This is a genomic window from Massilia oculi, from assembly GCF_017582745.1.
Lineage (GTDB): Bacteria > Pseudomonadota > Gammaproteobacteria > Burkholderiales > Burkholderiaceae_D > Telluria > Telluria oculi_A.
The window spans coordinates 46,218-71,739 of the sequence record NZ_JAFVIM010000007.1 but is presented as its reverse complement, the minus strand read 5'-3'; the positions used below and the strand labels follow the sequence as shown (position 1 = coordinate 71,739).

26 protein-coding genes are annotated in these 25,522 nt (G+C 66.5%); 17 read left to right on the top strand and 9 right to left on the bottom strand.

Annotated elements, in window-relative coordinates:
* Nucleotides 1-2: 2 nt before the first annotated feature.
* From J3U95_RS10560 to yjgA, 3 genes are read right to left on the bottom strand one after another with little or no spacing between them, the layout of a single operon-like run.
* Nucleotides 3-671, bottom strand: a complete 669-nt coding sequence (locus J3U95_RS10560) for an alpha/beta hydrolase (protein ID WP_208278566.1) — start codon at nt 669-671, stop codon at nt 3-5.
* A 12-nt stretch (nt 672-683) separates the two neighbouring features.
* A complete protein-coding gene (gene mog / locus J3U95_RS10555; RefSeq protein ID WP_208278565.1) occupies nt 684-1,304 on the bottom strand; it encodes a molybdopterin adenylyltransferase in 621 nt (206 codons plus the stop codon).
* Entirely contained in the window at nt 1,282-1,875 is a 594-nt protein-coding gene (gene yjgA, locus J3U95_RS10550) for a ribosome biogenesis factor YjgA (protein WP_208278564.1), read from the bottom strand. Before yjgA ends, mog begins: the two co-directional genes overlap by 23 nt.
* A gap of 94 nt (nt 1,876-1,969) precedes the next feature.
* Between yjgA and pmbA the strand changes: the two genes are divergently transcribed.
* From pmbA to J3U95_RS10535, 3 genes are all read left to right on the top strand, one after another.
* Nucleotides 1,970-3,322 carry a metalloprotease PmbA gene (pmbA, locus tag J3U95_RS10545; protein ID WP_208278563.1) on the top strand — a complete coding sequence of 451 codons (1,353 nt, stop codon included), beginning with the start codon at nt 1,970-1,972 and terminating at the stop codon, nt 3,320-3,322.
* 14 nt (nt 3,323-3,336) lie between these two features.
* On the top strand, nt 3,337-3,579 hold the full coding sequence (locus J3U95_RS10540; protein ID WP_208278562.1) for a hypothetical protein: 243 nt from the start codon (nt 3,337-3,339) through the stop codon (nt 3,577-3,579).
* A 119-nt stretch (nt 3,580-3,698) separates the two neighbouring features.
* Entirely contained in the window at nt 3,699-4,196 is a 498-nt protein-coding gene (locus tag J3U95_RS10535; protein ID WP_208278561.1) for a DoxX family protein, read from the top strand.
* Nucleotides 4,197-4,206: 10 nt separating this feature from the next.
* Here the strand turns inward: J3U95_RS10535 and J3U95_RS28630 are convergent, their stop codons facing one another.
* The 3 genes from J3U95_RS28630 to J3U95_RS10495 all read right to left on the bottom strand — a co-directional run bounded on the left by J3U95_RS28630 (nt 4,207) and on the right by J3U95_RS10495 (nt 10,493).
* On the bottom strand, nt 4,207-8,244 hold the full coding sequence (locus tag J3U95_RS28630) for a DUF4214 domain-containing protein (protein ID WP_307728371.1): 4,038 nt from the start codon (nt 8,242-8,244) through the stop codon (nt 4,207-4,209).
* Nucleotides 8,245-8,350: 106 nt separating this feature from the next.
* The gene (locus J3U95_RS10500) at nt 8,351-9,484 is read right to left on the bottom strand and encodes a M14 family metallopeptidase (RefSeq protein WP_208278560.1); all 1,134 of its coding nucleotides are present in this window, start codon (nt 9,482-9,484) and stop codon (nt 8,351-8,353) included.
* 79 nt (nt 9,485-9,563) lie between these two features.
* Entirely contained in the window at nt 9,564-10,493 is a 930-nt protein-coding gene (locus J3U95_RS10495) for a LysR family transcriptional regulator (RefSeq protein WP_208278559.1), read from the bottom strand.
* A gap of 100 nt (nt 10,494-10,593) precedes the next feature.
* Here J3U95_RS10495 and J3U95_RS10490 point away from each other — a divergent pair, with 100 nt between their 5' ends.
* Nucleotides 10,594-11,253, top strand: a complete 660-nt coding sequence (locus J3U95_RS10490; protein ID WP_208278558.1) for an NAD(P)-dependent oxidoreductase — start codon at nt 10,594-10,596, stop codon at nt 11,251-11,253.
* A 1-nt stretch (nt 11,254) separates the two neighbouring features.
* On the opposite strand, the gene paaX is transcribed toward J3U95_RS10490, so the two are convergent.
* Complete coding sequence (gene paaX / locus J3U95_RS10485) at nt 11,255-12,190, bottom strand: phenylacetic acid degradation operon negative regulatory protein PaaX (protein ID WP_208278557.1); 936 nt, start codon at nt 12,188-12,190, stop codon at nt 11,255-11,257.
* A 117-nt stretch (nt 12,191-12,307) separates the two neighbouring features.
* Here paaX and paaA point away from each other — a divergent pair, with 117 nt between their 5' ends.
* From paaA to J3U95_RS10420, 13 genes are read left to right on the top strand one after another with little or no spacing between them, the layout of a single operon-like run.
* Nucleotides 12,308-13,297: a 1,2-phenylacetyl-CoA epoxidase subunit PaaA gene (paaA, locus tag J3U95_RS10480; RefSeq protein WP_208278556.1), complete on the top strand. Its 990-nt coding sequence runs from the start codon at nt 12,308-12,310 to the stop codon at nt 13,295-13,297.
* A gap of 49 nt (nt 13,298-13,346) precedes the next feature.
* Nucleotides 13,347-13,631, top strand: coding sequence for a 1,2-phenylacetyl-CoA epoxidase subunit PaaB (gene paaB, locus J3U95_RS10475; RefSeq protein ID WP_147933255.1), 285 nt, complete (start codon nt 13,347-13,349; stop codon nt 13,629-13,631).
* A 20-nt stretch (nt 13,632-13,651) separates the two neighbouring features.
* Nucleotides 13,652-14,404, top strand: coding sequence for a 1,2-phenylacetyl-CoA epoxidase subunit PaaC (paaC, locus tag J3U95_RS10470; RefSeq protein ID WP_208278555.1), 753 nt, complete (start codon nt 13,652-13,654; stop codon nt 14,402-14,404).
* Nucleotides 14,404-14,916, top strand: coding sequence for a 1,2-phenylacetyl-CoA epoxidase subunit PaaD (paaD, locus tag J3U95_RS10465; RefSeq protein ID WP_208278554.1), 513 nt, complete (start codon nt 14,404-14,406; stop codon nt 14,914-14,916). Before paaC ends, paaD begins: the two co-directional genes overlap by 1 nt.
* Nucleotides 14,917-14,923: 7 nt before the next feature.
* On the top strand, nt 14,924-16,000 hold the full coding sequence (paaE, locus tag J3U95_RS10460; RefSeq protein WP_208278553.1) for a 1,2-phenylacetyl-CoA epoxidase subunit PaaE: 1,077 nt from the start codon (nt 14,924-14,926) through the stop codon (nt 15,998-16,000).
* A gap of 22 nt (nt 16,001-16,022) precedes the next feature.
* Nucleotides 16,023-16,814: a 2-(1,2-epoxy-1,2-dihydrophenyl)acetyl-CoA isomerase PaaG gene (gene paaG, locus J3U95_RS10455; RefSeq protein ID WP_208278552.1), complete on the top strand. Its 792-nt coding sequence runs from the start codon at nt 16,023-16,025 to the stop codon at nt 16,812-16,814.
* 2 nt (nt 16,815-16,816) lie between these two features.
* Nucleotides 16,817-18,343 (top strand): 3-hydroxyacyl-CoA dehydrogenase PaaH, encoded by a 1,527-nt coding sequence (paaH, locus tag J3U95_RS10450; protein ID WP_208278551.1) that lies wholly within the window; start codon nt 16,817-16,819, stop codon nt 18,341-18,343.
* The gene (gene paaI / locus J3U95_RS10445; protein WP_208278550.1) at nt 18,336-18,773 is read left to right on the top strand and encodes a hydroxyphenylacetyl-CoA thioesterase PaaI; all 438 of its coding nucleotides are present in this window, start codon (nt 18,336-18,338) and stop codon (nt 18,771-18,773) included. Before paaH ends, paaI begins: the two co-directional genes overlap by 8 nt.
* A 25-nt stretch (nt 18,774-18,798) precedes the next feature.
* Nucleotides 18,799-20,112, top strand: a complete 1,314-nt coding sequence (gene paaK / locus J3U95_RS10440) for a phenylacetate--CoA ligase PaaK (protein ID WP_208278549.1) — start codon at nt 18,799-18,801, stop codon at nt 20,110-20,112.
* A gap of 12 nt (nt 20,113-20,124) precedes the next feature.
* Nucleotides 20,125-21,330 carry a 3-oxoadipyl-CoA thiolase gene (pcaF, locus tag J3U95_RS10435; RefSeq protein ID WP_208278548.1) on the top strand — a complete coding sequence of 402 codons (1,206 nt, stop codon included), beginning with the start codon at nt 20,125-20,127 and terminating at the stop codon, nt 21,328-21,330.
* Between the two features lie 5 nt (nt 21,331-21,335).
* Nucleotides 21,336-21,947: a phenylacetic acid degradation protein PaaY gene (locus J3U95_RS10430; protein WP_208278547.1), complete on the top strand. Its 612-nt coding sequence runs from the start codon at nt 21,336-21,338 to the stop codon at nt 21,945-21,947.
* A gap of 23 nt (nt 21,948-21,970) precedes the next feature.
* Nucleotides 21,971-24,022, top strand: a complete 2,052-nt coding sequence (paaZ, locus tag J3U95_RS10425; RefSeq protein WP_208278546.1) for a phenylacetic acid degradation bifunctional protein PaaZ — start codon at nt 21,971-21,973, stop codon at nt 24,020-24,022.
* A gap of 41 nt (nt 24,023-24,063) precedes the next feature.
* Nucleotides 24,064-24,531: a cupin domain-containing protein gene (locus tag J3U95_RS10420; RefSeq protein WP_208278545.1), complete on the top strand. Its 468-nt coding sequence runs from the start codon at nt 24,064-24,066 to the stop codon at nt 24,529-24,531.
* A 9-nt stretch (nt 24,532-24,540) separates the two neighbouring features.
* Here J3U95_RS10420 and J3U95_RS10415 read toward each other — a convergent pair whose 3' ends face one another.
* Both J3U95_RS10415 and J3U95_RS10410 read right to left on the bottom strand, forming a co-directional pair.
* Complete coding sequence (locus tag J3U95_RS10415; protein ID WP_208278544.1) at nt 24,541-24,768, bottom strand: hypothetical protein; 228 nt, start codon at nt 24,766-24,768, stop codon at nt 24,541-24,543.
* 66 nt (nt 24,769-24,834) lie between these two features.
* The gene (locus J3U95_RS10410) at nt 24,835-25,500 is read right to left on the bottom strand and encodes an HAD-IA family hydrolase (RefSeq protein ID WP_208278543.1); all 666 of its coding nucleotides are present in this window, start codon (nt 25,498-25,500) and stop codon (nt 24,835-24,837) included.
* Between the last annotated feature and the right edge of the window lie 22 nt (nt 25,501-25,522).

Genomic DNA, 25,522 nt, shown 5'->3' with positions numbered 1-25,522 from the left:
ACTTACGAGATAACTTTGCGAATCCACTTCGCAATATCCTGCACCTCTTCCAGGCACAGCGTGTGCTGCATCTGGTAGGCATGCCACTCGACCTGGTAGCCGAGCGATTCGAGCACCTTGCGCGAATCTTCCGCGCGCGCGAACGGCACCACCGGATCCTGCACGCCGTGCGCCATGAAGATCGGCGTGGACAGGCTGGCTTCATTGCGCTCGGCGCCGGCCACGCCCGCCAGCGGCAGGTAGCCCGACAGGCACATCATGCCGGCCAGCGGTTCCGGGTGGCGCAGGCCGGTCTGCAGGGTCATCGCGCAGCCTTGCGAGAAGCCGGCCAGGATGATGCGCGAAGCCGGGATGCCGCGCGCCTTTTCGCGCGCGATCAGCGCCTCGACCTGCAGCTGCGAAGCGCGCAGGCCGGCTTCGTCTTCGCGCCGCACCAGGTCGGTGGCGACGATGTCGTACCAGGAGCGCATCACGTAGCCGCCGTTGATCGTCACCGGCATCGTGTTCGCATGCGGGAACACGAAGCGGATGCCGGGCAGGCCCGACAAGTCCAGTTCGCGCACGATCGGCACGAAGTCGTTGCCGTCGGCGCCCAGGCCGTGCAGCCAGACGATGGCGATTTCCGGGTTCGGTGCGGTTTCGATCTCGATATTCTCAAGCAGCTGGCTCATGGCTTCCTTCAATTAGGCGACAGGCGGACGCAATGCCGATTTGGGGCGGAAAGTCTTGCTCACCGCCGGATTGGTTTCCATGTACGGGCCGCCGATCAGGTCGATGCAGTAGGGGACGGCCGCGAAGATGCCGCCGACGATCGTAGCGCCGGCGTCGTCCTTCAATCCCTCGAGGGTTTCCTTGATCGATTTCGGCTGGCCCGGCAGGTTCATGATCAGGGCCGCATGGTCCGCAGTTTCGCGGATAACGGCAGTCTGGCGCGACAGGATCGCGGTCGGCACGAAGCGCAGGCTGATCTGGCGCATCTGCTCGCCGAAGCCGGGCATTTCCTTGGTGGCGACGGCCAGCGTGGCCTCGGGCGTGACGTCGCGCCGCGCCGGACCGGTGCCGCCGGTGGTCAGCACCAGGTGGCAGCGCGCGGTATCGACCAGTTCGACCAGGGTCGCTTCGATATTGGCGCGGTCGTCGGGGATCAAACGGGTCTCGACACGAAACGGCGTGGTGATCGCCCCCGCCAGCCACTCGTTCAGCGCCGGAATGCCCTTGTCTTCGTAGACGCCACCGCTGGCGCGGTCGGAGACCGACACCAGGCCGATCACCAGTTCCTGATCATTCGTCGTCTGACTCGTCATCGTTGGTCTCTTCTTCGGCGTCGGCTTTCTTCTTCTTGCTCAGGTCTTTCAGGATCTGGAAGATCTCGCGGTAGGCCTTCGGCGGCTTGGATTCGGCCACTTCCTTGCGCGCGTTGCGGATCAGGGTGCGCAGGTGCTGGACGTCGAGCTCGGGATTTTCTTCGAGCAGGACGGTCAGGGCCTTGTCGTCGCCAAGGAGCTTCTCGCGGCGGCGCTCGAGCGCGTGCAGGGCGGCGGTCTCGGACTTCGAGGCGCCTTTCCAGCTGTCGATGGCGCGCTGGATGGCGGCGACTTCTTCCTCGTCCAGGGTGCGCATCTTCTTGCCCACGAATTGCAGGGCGCGGCGGCGGCCTTCGTGGTTGGTGATGGTCTGGGTTTCGAGGATGACATCGCGCACGTCGTCCGGCATCGGTACGCGCTTGACGCGGTCGCGCGGCGCGTCGACCAGTTGCTCGCCGAGCTTTTGCAGCTCGTTCGACTGGCGCTTTAGTTCCGACTTGGACGGACGGTCGTATTCGGGTTCGAACTCGTTCGACTGGAAGCCGACGGAGCCGCGATTTGGATTAGGCATGATATGAATGGATTTGATTGGCGCGGGGCCGATCAGTGAAAACTGTAAACGGCTGCTATGATAACTGTTTTAGGGCCTGCCACGAAAAACACCTATGAACGACAACGCTTTTACCCACACCCAGGATCAGCTCAAACAGCTGGCGCGCGACGTGCTGGCGTTCGCCCGCGAGCAGGGCGCGACCGACGCCTCGGTCGAGATCAGCGAAGGGAGCGGTTTGTCGGTTTCTGTGCGTAAAGGCAACATCGAGACGATCGAGCAAAACAAGGACAAGGGCCTGGGCGTCACCGTCTACGTGGGCCAGCGCCGCGGCAATGCCAGCACCTCCGATTTCTCGGTGGCCTCGCTCAAGGCGACCGTGGAGGCGGCGGCCAATATCGCCCGTTTCACCGCCGAGGACGATTGCGCCGGCCTGCCCGATGCCGATCTCCTCGAGCTTGCACCGCGCGACCTGCGCCTGTTCTACCCATGGCAGATCGGCACCGAAGAAGCGGTGGAGCTGGCCAAGCGCTGCGAAAACGCCGCCTTCGAGGTCGACAAGCGCATCACCAACAGCGAAGGCGCCAGCGTGTACGTGCAGCAATCGCATTTCGTCGGCGCCAATTCGCGCGGCTTCATCGGCGGCTATCCGTTCTCGCGCCACACGATCTCGGTGGCGCCGATCGCCGGCAAGGGCAATCAAATGCAGCGCGACGACTGGTACACCTCGTCGCGCAATCCCAAGGAACTGGCCAAGCCCGAGAAAGTGGGCCGCTACGCCGCCGAACGCGCGCTGGCGCGCCTGAACGCACGCAAGCTCAATACCCGCACCTGCCCGGTGCTGTTCGAAGCGCCGCTGGCGGCCGGCCTGCTGGGCGCCTTCGTGCAAGCCGTGTCGGGCGGCGCGCTGTACCGCAAGTCGACCTTCCTGCTCGATACGCTCGGCAAGCAGGTCTTCCCGTCGCACATCCAGATCGTCGAAGACCCGCACCTGATCGGCGCGGTCGGCTCGGCCCCATTCGACGAAGAGGGCGTCAAGACCGTGCGCCGCAAGGTGATCGCCGATGGTGTGCTGCAGGGGTACTTCCTGTCCTCGTATTCGGCGCGCAAGCTGGGCATGCAGACCACCGGCAATGCCGGCGGATCGCACAATCTCGAGATCGTCTCCAAGGACACCCGCCGCAGCGACGATTTCGAAGGCATGCTGCGTAAACTCGGCACCGGCCTCCTGGTCACCGAGCTGATGGGCCAGGGCGTCAACTACGTGACCGGCGACTATTCGCGCGGCGCGTCGGGCTACTGGGTCGAGAACGGCGTCATCCAGTATCCGGTCGAAGAGATCACCATCGCCGGCAATATGCGTGAGATGTTCCAGCAAATCGTTGCCGTCGGTAACGATACCCTCGTACGCGGCAACAAGACCACCGGCTCGATCCTGATCGAGAAGATGGTCGTGGCCGGTAACTGAAGGAGGAGAGCGCCATGGGCCGATTCGTCCGCATCGACAAGGAAAGCAGCCCTAAGACGGTGCTGCTCAATCTCGACCTGGTGGCCACCGTCGAGCTGGCTCCGCAATCCGACCTGCTCAGCTCGGCCGGCGCGGACAGCCGCAAGGTATATGCCACTTTCCTGGCGTCCGATAAAACCGCGATCGCAACCCTGCATTTCGACAGCAGCGAGGATGCGAACGCGTGGGTCAAGACCCACCTGGGCGTCGAACTCTGATGTTGGCCAGCCCCGGATTGTTGATCGATAGTGAATTAACAATCCGGTTTCAGCATCTTTATCGCTGCAGCGTGCGCCGGCAAGATGAGCCGGTCTTCCACCACGCGCAAGGACCAGCGATGCAAACAATCCATCATGAAACCAGTCCACCTGCGGCGCGCGAACGCCTTCTGCTTCCGCAGCTGGACGCGCTCTACCGACGCGCCGAACCCGCCCTCTACGCCCTGCTGCGCCTCGCCTTCGGCATCGTCATGTTCACCCACGGCCTGCCCAAGGCGCTGGGCATCTTGCACGGGTCGATGGCCGATCCGATGGCCGGCTCGACCCGGCTGATCCAGGACGTGATGGGCTTGCCGTTCGCGCCGCAACTGGCCTTCCTCGTCATGCTCCTCGAGACTGGCGGCGCGCTGATGCTGGCGCTGGGATTGTGGGCCAGGCCGGTCGCGCTCCTGATCGCCCTGCAGATGGTCGGCATCTGCTATGCGCTCGGCCCCACCTGGCCGTGGATCGACCGCGGCATCGAGTTCCCCTTCCTGATGGGCTTTCTCGCCTTGTACATCGCGGTGCGCGGCAGTGGGCGCTTCGCGCTGGATCGCCGGCTTGGCGTGGCGATCTGAAGCGCGCGTGTCAGCCTCCGTATGGCGTGAACGGAATCCCGTTGGCGATCAGTTCCACGACCGCATCGCGGTTCTCCGCGCTTTCGCTGAATTCCGCCAGCACGACCTCGAGTCCGGCACGCTTGCTGTCGAGCACGTCGACCCAGAAGGCGTGGCCGCCGGCATCCGGCTCGCGATCCAGGATGTTGCGGTACAGGCGCAGCACGATCTCGGCATTCGAGATACCGTGACCATACATGTCGATGAACTCTGCGGATGCGGCAAAGCCGGCTGCCACGCCTTCCAGCGACGCCTTGTCGTCGAGGCGCCCGATCCAGTAACCCAGTCCGGCCAGGTCGGGCGCGCGGTCGAAGGCAGCCCGGTACAGCCGGTAGGCCTGGCCTGCGGCGCCATCGGAGTCGAATGCCAGCGTGACGTCGGAAAAAGCGAGCCGCTCGACGCCGGTGAGCGTATCGCTGCCGTCTCCGCCCGCGCCGCGCCGGTCGACGACCTGGATGCCGTCGGCGCCGATGGTGATGGCGTAATGCGAACGCGCGCCGGAATAGACCGCGCTGTCGAGCCCACTGCCGCCAACCAGGGCATCGTCGCCAGCGCCGCCGACGAGCGTATCGTTGCCGGCGCCGCCATCGAGGCGATCCTGGCCCGCACTGCCGATGAGCGTGTCGTCGCCGGGAGTGGGTGTAACGGTTCCCGGTAACGGGCCTTGCCCCGGCGCCGCGTTACCGACGATGGGCTTGTATCCCTCGACGATATTGTCGGCCGTGAGCGTGGTCGCCGCGACGCCGATCAGGCGGATCGCGGTCTGGAAGTTCGGGTTGCCGTTGAAGCCGATGTCGACCTCGACCAGCGTGTCGGCGCCGCTCTGGACCAGGCGCACGGCGCCGCTCGCGAACGGATCGCCCTGCTTGTTGCTCAAGGCGGACAAGGCCAGCAGGTCGCCGGCCGCGCCGGGCTTGAAGTCGCTGATGGTGAGCTTGGCCGCCCCGAACCTGCCGCCCAGGTCGAAGGTGTCGCGCCCGGCGCCGCCTTCGGCATTCACATGGGTCCAGCCCTGCAGCCTGAGCTTGATCGTGTCGTCGCCGTCGCCGCCGCGGACGGTGGCGGTCGTGGCGCCGGTGGCGGTGCGATCGTCGCTGTCCTTGCTGTTGAGGGTGAGCTTGTCGTCGCCGGCGCCGCCGTCGAGCGTGTGGCTGCCGCCGTGCGCCAGCAGCTCGTCGTTTCCGGCGCCGCCGAGCAGCGTGCTGGATTCCGAGCCGCCTACCGCCAGCCAGTCGTTGCCTTCGCCGCCATCGAGCAGGCTGCCGCCATCGCTGTCTTCCAGGTGGTCGTCGCCGTCTCCTCCATACAGCCGGTCGGCGCCGGCGCCTCCCCACAGCGTGTCGTTGCCTGCGTCGCCATACAGCACGTCGGCGCCACCGCGGCCGGACAGGATGTCGTCGCCCGCGCCGCCACGTATCGTATCGTCGAGCTCGGTTCCACCCAGATCATCGGCCTTGTCAGTACCGACCAGCTCGCTCCCCTTGGCTGCCCCACCCGGATCGGCGCCGCCGAAATTGGCGGCTGTGAGGCTGGAGAGCAGCGTGCCCTTCAACCGTATCAAATCGACCCAGCCGGTCGCCGTGTCGAATTCCAAGGGCCTGAACTGCAGCATCGTGTCGGCGCCGCGTTGCACCAGTTTCAATCGGGCGGATTCACCGAACGGGTTGCCGCTCGGCGCGATGTCGAACAATCCGTAGACGTCGATGACGTCGCCGCCGGCGCCGGGAGTGAAATCGGTGATCGTCAGCCACTGGGCCAGTGTCTGTTTGCCGAGGTGCCAGGTATCGATCCCGGCGCCGCCGGTCGCGGTCACCGGGCGTCCGATCATGCCGAGCAGGTGGATATGGTCGTCGCCGGCGCCGGCATCGACCAGCAGCGGCTGCGATGCCGGAAGATGGAAGCGACTGGGATCGACCACGCGAATGATGTCGTTCCCGCTGCCGCCCTTGACGGAAGCGATGTTGATCACGACTTCGATCTTGTCGTTCCCGGCGCCGCCGTCGACCGTCGTACCCGACTGGTCCTGCGCATTGCCGATGCCGGCGTTGATGGTGTCGTCGCCGTCGCCGCCCTCGAGAACGTCGTTGCCTTCCATGTCCGTCAGGAGGTCGTCGCCGTCGCCGCCGATGAGCCGGTCGTTGCCGGCGCCGCCGTCCAGGGTGTCGTTGCCCGTATTGCCAAGCAGCGTGTCGTTGCCGTCGCCGCCGCCGAGGAAGTCGCCGCCCGTGCCGCCGTCCAGGGTGTCGTTGCCGCTGTCGCCCCACAGCAAATCGTTGCCGTCACCGCCATCGAGCATGTCATTGCCCGACCCGCCGGAAATCAGGTCGATGCCGCCGTGCCCACGGATCGTGTCGTCCAGCAGCGTGCCGTTCAGGCGGTCGTCGCCCGGGGTGCCGTCGATGACGCTTCCCAGTGCGCCGCCGTGGGGATCGAGCCCGCCCACGATGGCTGCGGCCGACAGCGACGACAGTGCGGTGCCGACCAGGGTCGCCCCCAGCACCGGCGCCTGCGCGCTACCGGCCGGGCCATCGCGGTCGATCCACAGCTGGACGTCGGCGCCAGCCTGCACCATGCGCAGGAAACCGTTCGTGCCGAAGGGGTTGCCGGCGACGTCGTGCCGATAGAGCGCGCTCAGGTCCAGGGTGTCGCCTTCGGACTGCCGGAAGTCGTGGATGCGCAGGCCGCTGTGGCCACGCACGATCTCGAACAGGTCGGCGCCGCCGTCGCCCCTGACGTCGATGAGCGCGGCATCCTGCTGCATGTCGATCACCAGCAGGTCGTCGCCGGCGCCACCGGCCAGGCTGACCTTGCGTGCGGCGCGGTTGTTCTCGCTCGTCGCCACCAGCTCATCGCGGCCATCGCCGCCGCGCAGGGTGTCGTTGCCGTTGCCGCCCGTCAGGATGTCGTTGCCGGTGCCGCCGTCGAGCGTGTTCACGCCGGTTGACCAGCTTTGCAGGTCATCGTCGCCCGTGCCGCCGTCGAGCAGGTTGTCGCCGGCGTCGGCCGGAGCATCGATCAGACGGTCGTTGCCGTCGCCGCCCCGCAACTGGTCACTGCCGCGATCGCCGTACAGGGTGTCGTCGCCGGCGCCGCCGTCCAGGACGTCGTCACCACCCTCGCCGGAGAGTTGGTCGTTGCCGCCCAGGCCGCTGATCGTGTCGTTCAGCACGCTGCCGGTCAGGAAGTCGACGCGCTCGGTGCCGGTCAAGGTCAGCCCCGTCGTGCTGCCAGCGGGATCTATGCGGCCAGTAAAATTATCTGCAGTAAGCTGGGCTGGAGCGACGCCTTCCAGTTGCAGCAGCGTGCGGTAGGTTCCGTCCTCGTTTTTAAATTGCAGCAAGGTGTCGGCGCCGTCGGCAAGCAGGCGCAGGACACCCTGGGTGAAGGGATTGCCCTCGCGCTCGGGCGACAGCATGTTCCGCACGTCGATCACGTCGCCGCCGGCGCCTGTCGTGAAATCGAGCACGCGGATGTCCACGTCGGCGCCCGAGACCGATCGATCGGGAGCCAGCACATAGGTGTCCGCGCCGGCGCCGCCGCGCACGGAAAGCCGGCCGAGGGGAGCCCAATCGAATTTCAGGAACAGCCGGTCGTCGCCGGCGCCGCCATCGACCACGCCCGCGGCATCGCTGCTCAGGAAGACGTGAATCTCATCCTTGCCGTTGCCACCACGAAGTTCGGAACTGTTATGACCGTATAGCGTGTCGTCGCCATCACCGCCATCGACGAGGCCGGTGGCGCCATAACCGTTGAACAGCTCGTCGTTGCCATCGCCCCCGAGCAGTGTATTGTGGCCGCTGCCGCCGTCCAGATCGTCGTTGCCGCTCCCACCTTCGAGCGTGTCGTCACCACCGCCGCCAGTGAGCGTATCGTTGCCGCCGTGGCCGTAGAGGCGATCGTCGCCATCGCTGCCGGACAGCCGGTCATCCTTCTCGGTACCGTTGAGCGTGAGCGGCGCCGTGCTGGCGGCAGAAACTGTTTGAAGCGAGGTCAACTTGGAAATAGTCATTGCGAATGGGCACGATTTTGATCGCGCCACTATCGCTGAATATTTACACTATGTCTACAAGTAAATACGACCGTCTGTGGATTATGCTGGCGGCATATGGGACTGCTTATTTGACTGCGCGGATCGCGTTCAGCACCGGCTGCAGCACCGAGGCGCCCAGGCGCGCACTGCGTGCGCCGTCCCAGCCGACTTGCGGATCCGGGTCGTTGGCATTGTCCTTGAACGGCAGTTCGAGCGTGAGCGACAGGCAGCCGAAGGCGTGGGTGATGTGCGGCGAACCCATGGTCAGGGTCTCTTCGGTGTACGGCGTGGCGCCGTAGCCGTGCACGTCCTGGAAGTCCGGGCTGGCGATCTTGAAGTCGGCGATGAAGCGGTCTTGCGCCGCGCCTTGCTCCTGGGTGAAGTTCGGCAGCGATTCGCTGCCGGCCACGAACACGTAGGGCAGGCCTTCGTCGCCGTGCACGTCCAGGCACAGGTCGACGCCGGTCTCGTGCATCTTCTTCAGGACCAGGAACACCTCGGGGCTGCGCTCCATGGTCGGATTGAGCCATTCGCGGTTCAGGTTGGCGCCGGCCGCATTGGTGCGCAGGTTGCCGCGCACCGAGCCGTCCGGGTTCATGTTCGGCACCACGTAGAACACCGATTCCTTCAGCAACTGGCGGCCGAACGGGTGGGCCGGATCCAGCAGCGCGTCGAGCATGCCCTCGACGAACCATTCGGCCATCGTCTCGCCCGGGTGCTGGCGCGCGATCACCCACACCTTCTTCTTGCCCTCGGCCGGTTCGCCGATCACCAGCATGTTCAGGTCGCGGCCGTCGACGGTCGAGCCCAGGTCGAGCATGCGCACGTTTTCCGACATCTGGGCGCGGTCCAGCAGCTCCAGGTGGCGTTCCCACGAATACGGCTCGAAGTAGGCGTAGTAGACGCTGTCCATGCCCGGGGTGTGCTCGATGGTGAGCACCTGGCCATCGAAGGTGGTCGGCACGCGGAACCAGTTGACGCGGTCGTAGCTCGCCATCGCCTGGTAGCCTTCCCAGCCGGCCGGATAGGCGGCCTTGCCGGCGTTGAGCAGGCGGATGGAGCAGGCTTGGCCCTGCGCGCCCTGCAGGCGGAAGTAGAACCACTGGATGATGTCGGCGTGCGAGTCCTTGCGGATGTTCAGGTCGATGGCGTTGGCGCTGGTGGCGTTCACGACCTCGATGGCGCCAGCGTCGAATTGGCTGCTGATCTTGATAGACATGGTGTTGTCCTGTGTTGGGAAGGTACGTTGAAGCATCGATGATACCCGTTTTCGATAATCCCCTCGCCGGTACGCCTCGCTAGGCGGGTCTCGCGCCGGGGAGGGCGGCGAAGTGGCGCTGCAAGGCGTCCAGCGCCACTTTCACCTTGGCCGGATCGCCGTCGCGCCGGGGCGTCATGGCCGCCACCGGCAACGTCGGCAACTGCCAGTGCGGGAGCACGCGCACGAGAAGCCCGCGTTCCAGCGCGGGATGCACGTCGGCGTGGCCCAGCAGCGCAAGGCCCATGCCCTGTTCGCACATCTGCTGCAGCGAGAGCTGGTTGTTGCTGACGATGCGCACGCCGACACGTACGTGCTCGCGCTGCTCCCCCTGCCGCAGGTCGAGCTCCATGGACGGCGCTTCTTCGTCGCCCTTCGCCTCGGTCGCCTGGCGCATCGACCCCAGCCAGTGATGGTCCGGCAGCGCCTGCGGCGTGTCCGGCATGCCGTGGCGTTCGATATAGGCCGGCGCCGCGCATACGACGACGTCGAACTGGCACAGGCGGCGCGCGATCCAGCCCGAATCGGGCAGGCGGCCGGCGCGCAGGGCGATGTCGATGCGGGCGTCGATCAGGTCGATCATGGCGTCGTCGACCAGCAGCCGCAGGCGCAGCTGCGGCCAGGCGGCCAACACCGGCGCCAGGGCCGGCGCGATGTGCAGGCCAAAGCCCACCGGCGCCGCCACCCGCAGCTCGCCGCTCGGCGCGTCGCGCGCATGCAGCAGCGAATCGTTGGCGGCATTGGCTGCCGCCAAGAGGCGCAGGCAGTGCGGATAGCAGCGCGCGCCGGCCTCGGTCAGGGTCAGCTTGCGCGTCGAGCGGTGCAGCAATGTGACGCCGGCCTGCCGTTCGAGCGAGCGGATGGTCTGGCTGACGCCGGACGGGCTCATGCCCAGCCGGCGCGCGGCGGCGCTCATCGAGCCGCTCGAGACTGTCTCGGCGAAGACTGCATAGGGTTTCAGGTCATCCATTTGTAAGCCTGGCTTCAAGGTGATAGTGATTTTGCCCATCTTATCGCCATATCGTGAAGCCGGTATCGTGGTCAGCTCGAACACATCATTGGAGTCACGCATGAACATCGCCCTGATCGGCGCCACCGGTTTCGTCGGCGCCGCCGTCCTGTCCACCCTCCTGCAACGCGGTCACCGGGTCACCGCGCTGGTGCGCGATCCGTCGCGCCTGGCGCCGCAGCCCGGCTTGACCGTCACGGTGGCCGACGCCTATGACGCCGATGCCGTCGCCGCAGCCGTGCGCGGTCACGACGCCGTGGTCTCGGCCTTCAATCCAGGCTGGAACGATCCCGCCCTGTACGACAACTTCATGCGCGGCAGCGCGGCCATCGAGCGTGGCGTGGAAGCTGGCGGCGTGCGGCGCCTGCTGGTGGTCGGCGGCGCCGGCAGCCTGTTCGTGGCGCCCGGCGTGCAACTGGTCGACACGCCGGCATTCCTCGATCACGTGCCGCCCAATATCGTGCCGGGCGCGCAGGCGGCGCGCGATGCGTTGAATGCGCTGCGCGCCAGCACGGCGCTGGACTGGACCTTCCTCAGCCCGCCCGCGATGCTGGGGCAGGGCGAGGCTACCGGCGGCTATCGTGTCGGCGGCGACGACTTGCTGATGGACGGCGACAAGCCGGCCGGCATCGCGGTGGCCGACCTGGCGCTCGCGATTGCCGACGAGATCGAACAGCCGCGCCATCTGCGCGCGCGCTTCACCGTGGCCAGCAAGGCCTGATTCATCCTTCCAGGCCGCCGAAGCGACCGTGATAGGCGGCGTCGGCGTCCGGCGTCGCCGCGTCCTCCTTGCGCAGCATGGCCAGCACGTGCTCCTCGGCGCGCGCGTGGCACAGGCGGTAGATCTCGCGCGCCAGCGCATAGGCGTCGGTCCCCGGCCAGGGCTGCGGCAGCAGCGCCAGCGGCAGCATCGGGTCGTGCAGCTGTACCCGGCGGTAGGCGTGGATCAGCAGGGTGCGGATGGCGAACGCATGCTCGGGCGTCACGTCGCCCTTGCCCAGCATGTCGGGCAGCGGCGCGAAACGGTCGATGAAGCCACGATAGGCGCTCACCACCGCGTCGAGATTCCAGCAGTCGCCCACCAGCTCGGGCAGCGGGCGCGATCCCATGCCGGGCAGCTCGTCGACCTGGCACACGAAGACCTTGTCGGTGGCGTCCGCACGCGCCAGGATCTCGCGCAGCGTGTCGCGCTCGGGCGCCGGATGCGCCATCACCCCCGTCGCCAGCATTGCGAAACCTTCCCACTCGAGTTCCTTGCGCAGCAGGGTGCGCAGCTCGCTGTCGATGCTGCTGCTCTTGCCATGCGGCGCCAGCACGAAGGTCCAGCGGCCGTCCCAGTCCAGCCCCGGCGCCGAATAGATGCGGCGGTTGGCGCGCTCGAAGCGGGGCAGCGCCTTCGGCTCGATCGCATAGCGGCTGCGCCGGCCTTCGCGGCTGGCCGTCAGCCAGCCTTCCTGCACCAGGCGGAACACGCTGGTGCGCACCAGCCGGTCGCCGACGCCGAGCGGACCCACCAGCTCGATCATGCTGCCCAGCCAGAAGGCGCCGCCGTGCGGGGCGATCGTGTCGCCGCACACGGTCACCACCAGCGACTTGTGGCGCGGCGGATCGAGGGCCAGGTCGTGGGCGATCCACTCAGTGCTGGACAGTCGTTTCATGATTGCGGTCAATTTTTCGTGCTGCGATATGATTCAAAATTATTGTGTACATCAAGTTTTTTGTATCGTATTATGATTTGGACGGGTTTGCAATTGTAGAGAACCACGGGGGAAGTTATGTACGCACAGATGGTGGAGACCGGCCTCAAGAAAGTCCGCACAGAACAGGACATGAGCGCCGAAGAGCAGGCGTTCCAGGCGCGCATCGACGCCGGGATCAAGATCGAACCGAAGGACTGGATGCCGGAAGCGTACCGCAAGACGCTGATCCGCCAGATATCGCAGCACGCGCATTCCGAGATCGTTGGCCAGCTCCCGGAGGGCAACTGGGTGACGCGCGCGCCGACCCTGCAGCGCAAGTCGGTCCTGCTGGCCAAGATCCAGGACGAGGCCGGCCACGGCCTGTACCTGTACAGCGCCGCCGAGACGCTGGGCGTCTCGCGCGACGAGCTGCTGGCGGCCCTGCACGCCGGCAAGGCCAAGTATTCGAGCATCTTCAACTATCCGACGCTGAGCTGGGCCGACATGGGCGCGATCGGCTGGCTGGTCGACGGCTCGGCCATCATCAACCAGATCCCGCTGTGCCGCTGCTCGTATGGCCCGTATGCGCGCGCCATGGTCCGCGTCTGCAAGGAAGAATCCTTCCACGCGCGCCAGGGCTACGACATCATGATGGCGCTGGCCAAAGGCACGCCGGAGCAGAAGGCGATGGCCCAGGACGCGCTCAACCGCTGGTGGTGGCCTTCCTTGATGATGTTCGGCCCGTCCGACGCCGAATCGGTCAACAGCGCGCAATCGACGGCTTGGCGCATCAAGCTGTTCTCGAATGACGAACTGCGCCAGTGCATGGTCGACCAGACCGTTCCGCAGGCCGAATACCTGGGCCTGACGATTCCCGATCCCGACCTCAAATGGAACGAGGAGCGCGGCTCCTACGATTTCGGCGAGATCGACTGGTCCGAGTTCCACAACGTCCTGAAGGGCAACGGCCCCTGCAACCGCGAGCGCCTGCGCACGCGTGTCAAAGCCTGGGACGACGGCGAATGGTTCCGCGACGCCCTGGTCGCCCACGCCGACAAGCAAGCCGCCAAAAAAGCCGCCGCATAAAAACACCCGTTCAATCCACGCCGGCGCACCGCAATAACGGAGACACATCATGAGCAAAGAATGGCCCCTGTGGGAAGTCTTCATCCGCAGCCAGCACGGCCTCGCCCACAAACACGTCGGCAGCCTGCACGCCCCTGACGCCGAAATGGCGATCAACAACGCACGCGACGTCTACACCCGCCGCAACGAAGGCGTCTCGATCTGGGTCGTGCGCGCCGCCGACATCGTCGCCAGCAGCCCTTCCGACAAGGAGTCGCTGTTCGAGCCGGCCAACAGCAAGGTTTACCGCCACCCGACCTTCTTCCCGATGCCGGAAGAAGTCAAGAACCTGTGAGCCTCGACGTGGACAAATTCGTGGACGCCAAATTCCAGTACCTGCTGCGCCAGGGCGACAACGCCCTGATCCTGTCCCAGCAGCTGTGCCAGCTGGTCGGCAAGGGCCCCGCGCTCGAAGAAGACATGGCCCTGTCCAACGTCGCTCTCGACCTGCTGGGCCAGACGCGCATGTGGCTGACGTATGCGGGCGAGCTCGAAGGCAAGGGCCGCGACGAAGACCGCCTGGCCTTCCTGCGCGACGCTCACGACTACCGCAACTGCCTGCTGGTCGAGCAGCCCAACGGCAGCTATGCCGATACCCTGACGCGCCAATTCCTGTTCGACACCTGGCACTACTTCCTGATGGACGGGTTGACCCGCTCGAGCGACGAGCGTATCCGCGAGATCGCCGCCAAGTCGATCAAGGAAGTCACTTACCACCTGCGCCGCAGCGGCGACCTGGTGGTGCGCCTGGGCGACGGCACCGACAAGAGCCGCGCCATGATGCAGACGGCGCTCGACGAGCTGTGGATGTACAGCGGCGAGATGTTCCTCTACGACGAGATCGACAATGCGATGGTGGAGCAGGGCGTGGCCCCGGCGGTGGAGCTGCTCCGCAAGCAGTCCCTCGACCACATGGCCGAGGTCTTCGCCGACGCCACCCTGACGATGCCGTCGCCGGACGCCTGGATGCAGCGCGGCGGCAAGCAGGGCCGCCACAGCGAACGCCTCGGCTTCATCCTGGCCGAGATGCAGTTCCTGCAGCGTGCCTATCCTGGAGCGGCCTGGTAATGACCTTTCTGGCCGTCTCGGTCGATCAGGTGTGGGACTGGCTCGGCGAGGTTGCCGATCCGGAGATCCCGGTCATCTCGGTGGTCGACCTCGGCATCGTGCGCGACGTGCGCCTGGAGGGTGAGGCATGCGTGGTCACGATCACGCCGACCTACTCCGGCTGCCCGGCGATGGGGGTGATCTCGGAATCGGTCAGCGAGGCCCTGCGCGCACATGGCATCGAGGATGTCCGCATCGAGAGCCGCCTGTCGCCCGCCTGGACCACCGACTGGATGAGCGCGGCCGGCAAGGCCGCCCTGAAAGGCTACGGCATCGCGCCGCCGGTGCAGCAGGCGATCGACATCAGCGGCCTGCACGCCGGCATCCGCCGCCGCGCCGCGCCCGACGTCGCCTGCCCGCACTGCGGCTCGCCCCACACCCAACTGACCAGCGAATTCGGCTCGACCCCGTGCAAGGCGCTGTACAAGTGCCTCGACTGCCGCGAGCCGTTCGACTACTTCAAATGCCACTGAGGCCAGCATGAGCAAGTTCTATCCACTGACCGTATCGAAGGTGAAGCACGAGACGCGCGACGCCATCGCCGTCACCTTCGACGTCCCGCCCGAGCTGAAGGACACCTTTGCCTACCGCCAGGGCCAGTACCTGACCCTGCGCACGACCATCGATGGCGAAGACGTGCGCCGCTCGTACTCGATCTGCTCGGCCGTGCAGGACGCGCAGCTGCGGGTGGCGATCAAGCGCTGCAGCGGCGGCCTGTTTTCGGGCTGGGCCAACGACAGCCTGCAGCCCGGCGCCACGCTGGACGTGATGCCGCCCAGCGGCAACTTCAACGTGCCGCTCGACGCGGCGAGCAGCCGCCACTACCTGGCCTTCGCCGCCGGCAGCGGCATCACGCCGATCCTGTCGATCGTCAAGACCACGCTGCAGGCCGAGCCCGAGAGCCGCTTCACCATCGTCTACGGCAACCGCGCCTCGTCGAGCGTGATCTTCCGCGACGAATTGACCGACCTGAAGGACCAGTACATGGGGCGCCTCCGCCTGGTGTACGTGATGAGCCGCGAGCAGCAGGACATCGAGCTGTTCAACGGCCGCATCACCGAAGACAAGTGCAGCCAGTTCCTGCGCCACTGGATCGATATCAAGGACATCGACGTCGCCTTCATCTGCGGCCCGGAAGACATGATGCATGGCGTCTCGCGCGCGCTGCAGCAAGCCGGCCTGCCGAAGGAGCAGATCCGCATCGAACTGTTCGCCGCCAGCGCGCCGACGCGTGAGCGCAAGCCGCGTTCGGTCGAATCGGCAGCACGAAACCTGACTGAAGTGACCGTGATCATGGACGGCAACGCCGCCAGCTTCACAATGGACAAGGACAAGGAATCGCTGCTGGACGCGGGCCTGCGCGCCGGGCTGGACATGCGCTACTCATGCAAGGGCGGCGTGTGCTCGACCTGCCGCTGCAAGGTGCTCGACGGCGAAGTCGAAATGGACGTGAACTACGCGCTCGAGGATTACGAAGTGGCGCGCGGCTTCGTGCTGAGCTGCCAGAGCTTTCCGGTCACCGACAAGGTGGTGGTCGATTTCGATATCCACGAATAAGAACCTGATAACGGAGACAACCATGAGCTATGAATCGATCACGTTCAAGATCGAGAACGGCATCGCGCTGCTGACCTTGAGCCGGCCCGACCGCCTGAACAGCTTCACCCAGGCCATGCACCTCGAAGTGCGCGACGCCCTGAGCAAAGTACAGGCCGACAGATCGGTCCGCGTGCTGGTCCTGACCGGCGCCGGCCGCGGCTTTTGCGCCGGCCAGGACCTGTCCGACCGGGCCGTCGACCCGGGCGCCCCCAGCGTCGACCTGGGCGAATCGGTCGAGAAGTTCTACGCCCCGCTGGTGCTCACCCTGAAGAACCTGCCGATGCCGGTCATCTGCGCCGTCAATGGCGTGGCCGCCGGCGCCGGCGCCAACCTGGCGCTGGCCTGCGACATCGTGCTGGCCGCCAAATCGGCCAGCTTCATCGAAGCCTTCAGCAAGCTGGGCCTGATCCCCGACACCGGCGGCACCTGGCACCTGCCGCGCCTGATCGGCCATGCGCGCGCCGTGGGCCTGGCCATGCTGGGCGAAAAACTCAGCGCCGAAAAAGCCGAGGAATGGGGGCTGATCTGGCGCTGCGTGCCCGACGAAGCCCTGATGGACGAGGCGCTGGCGATGGCCGAACACTTCGCCGCCGCGCCGACGAAGGGGCTCGCCTTCACCAAGAAAGCCTTCCAGGCCAGCTACGCCAACTCGCTCGAAGATCAATTGCAGCTGGAGGCCGGCATGATGCGCGAACTGGGCTACAGCCACGACTACCGCGAAGGCGTGGCCGCCTTCATGGCCAAGCGCACGCCGCACTTCAAGGGAGAGTGAGCATGCATGCCATCCCTCCAGGCAGCACCGTCGCGGTGATCGGCAGCGGCGCCATGGGCGCCGGCATCGCGCAAGTCGCGGCCACCGCCGGCCACCAGGTCCTGCTGTTCGATACCCGGCCTGACGCCGCCGACAAGGCCATCCTTGAGATCGGCAAGACCTATGCGAAGCTGGTCGAGAAGGGCCGCATGGGCGCGGTCGAATCCGACCTGGCGCGCGAACGCCTCAAGCGCATCGCGTCATTGCACGAAGCCGCCGGCGCCGTCCTCGTGATCGAGGCCATCGTCGAGAACCTGGACGCCAAGCGAGCCCTGTTCGCCGAACTCGAAGGCATCGTCGGACCGCACTGCATCCTGGCAACCAATACCTCGTCGATCTCGGTCACGTCCATCGGCGCGCAGTTGAAGCACCCCGAGCGCCTGGTCGGCATGCATTTCTTTAACCCGGTGCCGCTCATGGCGCTGGTGGAAGTGATCAGTGGCCTGGCAACCGACCGCGAGGTCGCGAACGTCGTCCACGCCACCGCCGAAAGCTGGGGCAAGAGCCCGGTGCATGCGAAATCCACGCCCGGCTTCATCGTCAACCGCGTGGCCCGGCCGTATTACGCCGAAGCCCTGCGCCTGCTGCTCGAGCAGGCCGCCGACGTGGCGACGCTGGACGCCGTGATGCGCGACTGCGGCGGTTTCCGCATGGGGCCTTTCGAGCTGATGGACCTGATCGGCCACGACGTCAACTTCTCGGTCACCAACTCGGTGTTCGCCGCCTATTACAACGACCCGCGCTTCACGCCGTCGATCCTGCAGCAGGAACTCGTCAGCGCCGGCTTCCTGGGGCGCAAGACGGGGCGCGGCTTCTACCGCTATGGCGACGATGTTCCCAAGCCGGCGCCGCAGACCGAGGCGGCAGGCAGCAAGCCGTCGGCAGTGCGCTATGTCGGTGCGCAAGGAGCGATCGATGCGATCGCCGGGCGCCTGCGCGGCGCCGGTATCGAGCCGGTCGTCATCGAGGCCGCGCCCGGCCTGTATTGCGAAGGCGCCGCGATCTACCTCACCGATGGCCGCAGCGCCACCGAGCGCGCCGAAGCCGACGGCCACCGCGACACGATCCTGTTCGACCTGCTGCTCGACCCCGCGGGAGCCACCCGCATCGCGCTGGCGCGCGCCGACCAGTGCAGCGACACTGCCTGGCAGGCCGCGGTCGGGCTGTTCCAGGCCGCCGGTTTCGCGGTGACGCGCCTGGACGACGTGCCCGGCATGGCCGTGATGCGCACCGTGGCGATGCTGGCCAACGAGGCGGCCGACGCCGTCAACCAGGGCGTGTGCAGCGCCCGCGCGGTCGACATCGCGATGCAGAAGGGCGTGAACTATCCACGCGGCCCGCTGGCCTGGGCCGACACGATCGGCTTGCGCCAGGTCGTCACCGTGCTGGCCAACCTGGCCGCCACCTATGGCGAAGACCGCTACCGCGTGTCGCCGCTGCTGCGCCGCAAGCTGGCGGCCAATCCGCAGGGAGCGCGTTTTCATGCTTAGTAGCGCACAACGGCTGGCCGAACTGGCCGGCCGCACGATGTACGAACGCGATCCGGCCAGCCAGGGCCTCGGCATGCAGCTGCTCGAGATCCGCCCCGGCTATGCGCGCATGTCGATGAAGGTGCGCGACGACATGCTCAACGGCCACGCCACCTGCCACGGCGGCTACATCTTCATGCTGGCCGACAGCGCCTTCGCCTTCGCCTGCAACTCGCACAATTTCAATACCGTCGGCGCCGGCTGCACCATCGACTACCTCGCGCCCGGCCGTCCCGGCGACGTGCTGGAGGCCGAGGCAAGGGAGCAGGCGCTGCAGGGCAAGACCGGCGTCTACGACGTCGCCGTGACGGACCAGGACGGGCGCACGATCGCGCTGTTCCGAGGCAAGTCGCACCGCGTCGCCGGCACCCTGGTGCCGATGGACGCGTGAATCAACACGTATAAAGGAGATCGAGATGGTCCAACGCATTCCGCTTGATGGCGAGCTGGAGCCGATCGAACGCGCCAGCCGCGACGAGCTGCAGGCGCTCCAGCTGCAGCGCCTGCAGTGGGCGCTCAAGCACGCCTACGAGAACGTGCCGCACTACCGCGCCGCCTTCGATGAAGCAGGGGTGCACCCGAGCGACCTGAAGACCCTGGCCGACCTGGCCAAATTCCCGTTCACCGAGAAGAAGACGCTGCGCGACAACTACCCGTTCGGCCTGTTCGCCGTGCCGCGCGAGCAGGTGGTGCGGGTGCACGCTTCGTCCGGCACCACCGGCAAGCCGACCGTGGTCGGCTACACCCAGAACGACATCGACACCTGGGCCAGCGTCGTGGCGCGCTCGATCCGCGCCGCCGGCGGGCGCAGGGGCGACCTGGTGCACATCTCCTACGGCTACGGCCTGTTCACCGGCGGCCTGGGCGCCCACTACGGCGCCGAGCGCCTGGGCTGCACCGTGATCCCGATGTCGGGCGGCCAGACCGAGAAACAGGTGCAGCTGATCTGCGACTTCAAGCCATCGATCATCATGGTCACGCCCTCGTACATGCTCAATATCGTCGAGGAGTTCACCCGCCAGGGCATCGACCCCGCCACCTCGTCGCTGAAGGTCGGCATCTTCGGCGCCGAGCCGTGGACCGATGCGATGCGGCGCGAAATCGAGACGCGCGCCGGCATCGATGCGGTCGACATCTATGGCTTGTCCGAAGTGATGGGCCCTGGCGTGGCCAGCGAATGCATCGAGAGCAAGGATGGCCCCGTGATCTGGGAAGACCATTTTTATCCCGAGATCATCGATCCCGACACCGGCGAAGTGCTGCCGGACGGCGAAGAGGGAGAATTGGTATTCACCTCGCTTACCAAGGAAGCGCTGCCGATCATCCGTTACCGCACGCGCGACCTGACCCGTTTGCTGCCGCCGACCTCGCGCGCGATGCGCCGCATGGGCCGCATCACCGGCCGCTCGGACGATATGCTGATCATCCGCGGCGTGAACGTGTTCCCGAGCCAGATCGAGGAACTGATCCTCAAGATGCCGGCGCTGGCGCCGCAGTACCAGCTGGTGGTGGCGCGCGACGGCCATCTCGACACGCTCGAAGTGCTGGGTGAATTGCGCGATGCCAGCTTGCCGACCGATTCGGTGGATGCGCTGTGCCGCGATCTCCAGCACTGCATCAAGACCTATGTCGGCGTGACCACCCGCGTGACCCTGCTGCCGCCGCAAGGCATCGAGCGCACCCTGACCGGCAAGGCCCGGCGCGTGGTCGACCGCCGACCAAAACCATAACTGGAGATTTTCATGATCGACGCCTTTATCGTTGACGCCGTCCGCACCCCCTTCGGCCGCTACGGCGGCGCCTTGTCCAGCATCCGCGCCGACGATCTTGCCGCGCTGCCGATCGCGGCGCTGATGGCCCGCAACGAGAACGTCGACTGGACGGCGGTCGACGACCTGTTCTACGGCTGCGCCAACCAGGCCGGCGAAGACAACCGCAACGTCGGCCGCATGGCCGCACTGCTGGCCGGCCTGCCGCAAGATGTGCCGGCCAACACCATCAACCGCCTGTGCGGCTCGGGCATGGATGCCGTGGGCACCGCCGCGCGCGCCATCAAGGCCGGCGAAGCGCAACTCGTGATCGCCGGCGGTGTCGAAAGCATGACCCGCGCGCCGTTCGTGATGGGCAAGGCCGATAGTGCGTTCTCGCGCGCGGCGAAGATCGAGGACACGACCCTGGGCTGGCGCTTCGTCAATCCGGCGATGAAGGCGAAGTACGGCATCGACTCGATGCCCGAGACCGCCGAGAACGTGGCGCGCGAATTCGGCATCGCCCGCGCCGACCAGGATGCGTTTGCACTGCGCAGCCAGCAGCGCTGGGCGCGCGCGAATGAAGAAGGCTTCTTCAAGGACGAGATCGTGCCGGTGACGGTGCATGGCAAGAAAGGCGAATCGCGTGTGGTCGACACCGACGAGCAGCCGCGCCCCGACACCAGCATCGAAGCGCTGGCCAAATTGAAGGGCGTGGTCATGCCGGAAGGTTCGGTCAGCGCCGGCAACGCCTCGAGCCTGAACGACGGCGCCTGTGCGCTGCTGCTGGCGTCAAGCGAAGCCGCCGCCCGCTACGGCTTGACCCCGCGCGCCCGCGTGGTCGGCATGGCCACCGTCGGCCTGGCGCCGCGCATCATGGGCTACGGCCCGGCGCCGGCCGTGAAGAAGCTGCTGGCCCAGACCGGCCTCACGCTCGACCAGATGGACGTGATCGAGCTGAACGAAGCCTTCGCCGCACAGGGCCTGGCCGTCACGCGCGACCTTGGCCTGGCGGACGATGACGCCCGCGTCAACCCGAACGGGGGCGCGATTGCCATCGGCCACCCGCTGGGGGCCTCCGGCGCGCGCCTGGTCATGACGGCCGTGAACCAGCTGCACCGCACCGGCGGACGCTACGCCTTGTGCACGATGTGCATCGGCGTCGGCCAGGGCATCGCGATGATCGTGGAACGCGTGTAAAAGGTATGGAGAACGTCAAGGTCAAGGTCTATGAAATCGACGGCGTGCGGCCGGTCGTGCATCCGACCGCCTACGTGCACCCGTCGGCGGTGCTGATCGGCGACGTGATCGTCGGCCCGCGCTGCTACATCGGCCCCTGCGCCAGCCTGCGCGGCGATTTCGGCCGCCTGATCCTGGAAGAAGGCGCCAACCTGCAGGACACCTGCGTGATGCATGGCTTCCCGGGCGAAGATACCGTGGTCGAGGTCGACGGCCATATCGGCCACGGCGCCGTGCTGCACGGCTGCCGCGTCAAGCGCAACGCCATGGTCGGCATGAATGCCGTCGTGATGGACAAGGCGGTGGTCGGCGAGGAGTCGATCGTGGCCGCGATGAGTTTCGTGAAGGCGGGGATGGTGATCCCTCCCCGTTCGATGGTGATGGGAGCGCCCGCGAAGGTCATGCGCGAACTCACCGATGAAGACGTGAAATGGAAAAGCTTCGGCACCCGCCAGTACCAGGAACTGGCCGTGCGTTCGCTGCAGACCATGCGCGAAGTCGAGGCGGACCTCGAGGTACAACCGGACCGGCAGCGCATCGCATTCGACGCCGACGGCATGCACAAGCCGAAAGCCTGAAGAGACAAACGAGGAGACAGAACATGGGTGACATCCCGACACTACAAAGCCTGATCGCCGGCCGCTGGCACGGCCAGGAAGCGCACACGGCGCTGCACAGCGCTCTCGACAACGCGCTGATCTATCACACGCACGCCGAGCAGATCGATTTCGACGAGGCGCTCACTTTTGCGCGCAAGACCGGCATCAAGAGCCTGATGAGCCAGGACTTCCAGAAGCGCGCGCAATGCCTGAAGGCGCTGGCGCTCTACCTCATGGAGCGCAAGGAAGAACTGTACGAGATTTCGCACCTCACCGGCGCCACGCGCAAGGACAGCTGGGTCGACGTCGAAGGCGGCATCGGCACCCTGTTCGCCTATGCCAGCATGGGCTCGCGCGAGCTGCCGTCGTCGAACGTGCTGCACGAAGGCCCGGCCATGGCGCTGGGCAAGCGCGGCGGCTTCGCCGGCACCCACATCCTGGTGCCGCGCGGCGGCGTGGCGGTGCACATCAATGCCTTCAACTTCCCGATCTGGGGCCTGCTCGAGAAATTCGCGCCGAGCTTCCTGGCGGCCATGCCCTGCATCGCCAAGCCAGCTACCGCCACCAGCTACCTGACCCATGCCGTGGTCAGGATGATGATGGAGTCGAACCTGTTACCAAGCGGCGCGCTGCAGCTCGTGATCGGCAGCACCGGCGACCTGCTCGATCGCCTCGGCGGCTTCGACGCCGTCACCTTCACCGGTTCGGCCGACACCGCCGCCAGGCTGCGTTCGAACCAGAACCTGATCCGTGCATCGGTGCCGTTCACGGCCGAAGCCGACTCATTGAACTGCGCGATCCTGGCGCCGGACGTCACGCCCGACGACCCGGAGTTCGACCTGTTCGTCAAGGAAGTGGCGCGCGAGATGACCGGCAAGGCCGGCCAGAAGTGCACCGCGATCCGCCGCGTGATCGTGCCGGAAACGCTGGTCGATGCGGTCGGCGAACGCCTGCGCGAACGCCTGGCCAGGACCACGGTCGGCAATCCGAAAGTGGAGGGTGTGCGCATGGGTGCGCTGGCGTCGATGGACCAGCACCGCGACGTCAGCGAGCGCGTCGAGCTGCTCGCGCGCGGCAACGAAGTCCTGTTCAGCGCGCGCGACGGCTTTACTCCGGTCGGCGACAACGTCGCCAGCGGCGCCTTCTTCTCGCCTACCTTGCTGCTGTGCCGACACGCGATGGACAACGACGCCGTGCACGACGTGGAGGCCTTCGGCCCGGTCAGCACGCTGATGACTTACCGCGACATCGACGAGGCCCTTGAGCTGGCCGCGCGCGGCAAAGGCAGCCTGGTGACGACGCTCGCCACCAAAGAGCCTGCTATCGCCGCCCATGCCGTGCCGGTGGCGGCGGCCTCGCATGGCCGCGTGCTGATCCTGGACCGCGAGGCGGCCGTGGACAGCACCGGCCACGGCTCGCCGCTGCCGCAACTGAAGCACGGCGGTCCGGGCCGCGCCGGAGGCGGCGAAGAGTTGGGCGGCATCCGCGCCGTCAAGCACTTCCTGCAGCGCGCCGCGGTGCAGGGTTCGCCGACCATGCTTGGCGCCGTGACGGGCGAATACGTTCGTGGCGGCGCCGTCAAGGAAAGCGAGATCCACCCGTTCCGCCGTTACTTCGAAGACCTGGAGATGGGCCACTCGCTGCTGACCCACCGCCGCACGGTGAGCGAAGCCGACATCGTCAATTTTGGCGGCGTCTCGGGCGACTACTTCTACATGCACTTCGACGAGATCGCGGCCAAGGACACGCAGTTCGGCCAGCGCATCGCGCACGGTTACTTCGTGCTGTCGGCGGCGGCCGGCCTGTTCGTGTCGCCGGCGCCGGGACCGGTGCTGGCCAACTACGGCCTGGACAACCTGCGCTTCGTGGCGCCGGTGGCGATCGGCGACACCATCCGCGCGCGCCTGACCTGCAAGCGCAAGGTCGATCGCAACCGCACCGACGAGCAGGGCAGGGGACAAGGCGTGGTGGCGTGGGATGTGCAGGTCACCAACCAGCGCGACGAGCTGGTGGCGAGTTACGATATCCTGACACTGGTACTGAAGCGCGCCTGACCCGGCGCTTGACTCATCTGGTGCGACCGAAAGGATGTGCGATGTCGAGACTCGATCTGAGCAGTATTCCGGTGTTGAGCGGAACCGGCTATCCGGCGCCGTTCCATGAGGCGGTGGACGGCCGCACGCGCCAGGCGTTGGGCGATTCAGGCGGCCTGACGCAGTTCGGCGTCAACCTGGTCGAGCTGCAGCCTGGCGCCGCATCGTCGCAGCGCCACTGGCACTCGCACGAGGACGAATTCGTCACAATCATCTCGGGGGAGCTCGTGCTCGTCACGGACGAGGGTGAGACCGTCATGCGTGCCGGTGACCACGCCGCCTTCCCGGCCGGGCGTTCCAATGGCCACCAGCTGGTCAACCGCAACTGGGGGCCGGGCGTGTTTCTCGTGATCGGCTCGCGCGACAAGGCCGACGTGGTGACCTACGCCGACATCGACATGCGCTACGAGCAGGCGTCCAACGCCTATCTGCACAAGGACGGGACGCCTTATCCGAAACGCGACGTCTAGCGCCCGGCATTAACCCAGCTTGCGCGCGTAACGTTCGCGCACATGCTGGCTGATGTAGGTCGACAGGCCCTGGCCCGCCGTGGCCAGTTCGCGCATCCTTGCGATGTGCTCGACGCCGGTGCTGTCCGCGGTGTACAGGTAGCGATCGCCGCCCGTGAACTTCACCGTGATCGAATCCGCCGCGAGTTCATAGGCGACGACGCCGGAATGGCCGCTCAGGTTGGCGTAGCGCTGCATGATCCTTCTCCACAATCCCGTTGTTATCGTCATGGGATCACGTTCAGCATCATGCAGGAGCACGATTCAGGAGCGCGTGCGCTGCAGCCGCAGCAGGCCTTCCGGCGTGCGGATGGCGCGCAGGTCGTCGTAGTCCGGTACGCCGGTGACCTTGGTCTCGAGCGGCTCGTGGTGGGTGGCGGTGACGACGATGCTGTCCATCCCGGCCGCCTCGGCCGATTGAAGGCCGGCCAGCGTGTCCTCGAACACCAGGCAGTCCTGCGGGCGCATGCCCAGTTTTTCGGCGCCCAGCAGGAAGGGATCCGGCGCCGGCTTGCCGCGCTGGACGTCTTCGGCGGCCACCATCACCGGCGGCGTCGGCAGCCCGGCCGCGGCGATGCGCGCCTCGGCCAGCGCACGCGGGGCCGAGGTCACGATGGCCCAGCGGTCGGCCGGCAGGGTGGCGAGGAAAGCCGCCACGCCGGCGATCGCCTCGATGCCTTCCACGTCTTCGATCTCGGCCAGCGTGATGCGCTGCGCCTCGGCTTCCACGTCGATATCGGGCAGGCCGACGCCGCGCACCGTGTCGATGCTGCGCTTGCCGTGGATGGTCGGCAGGAAGACGTCGACGTCCAGGCCATGGCTGCGTGCCCAGGCGGCCCAGACGCGCTCGGCGGCGATGATCGAGGTGAGGATGGTGCCATCCATGTCGAACAGGAAGGCGGTGTAGTCGCGTGCGGGAAGGGCAGTCATTGAGTCGTTAATCGATGGTGGA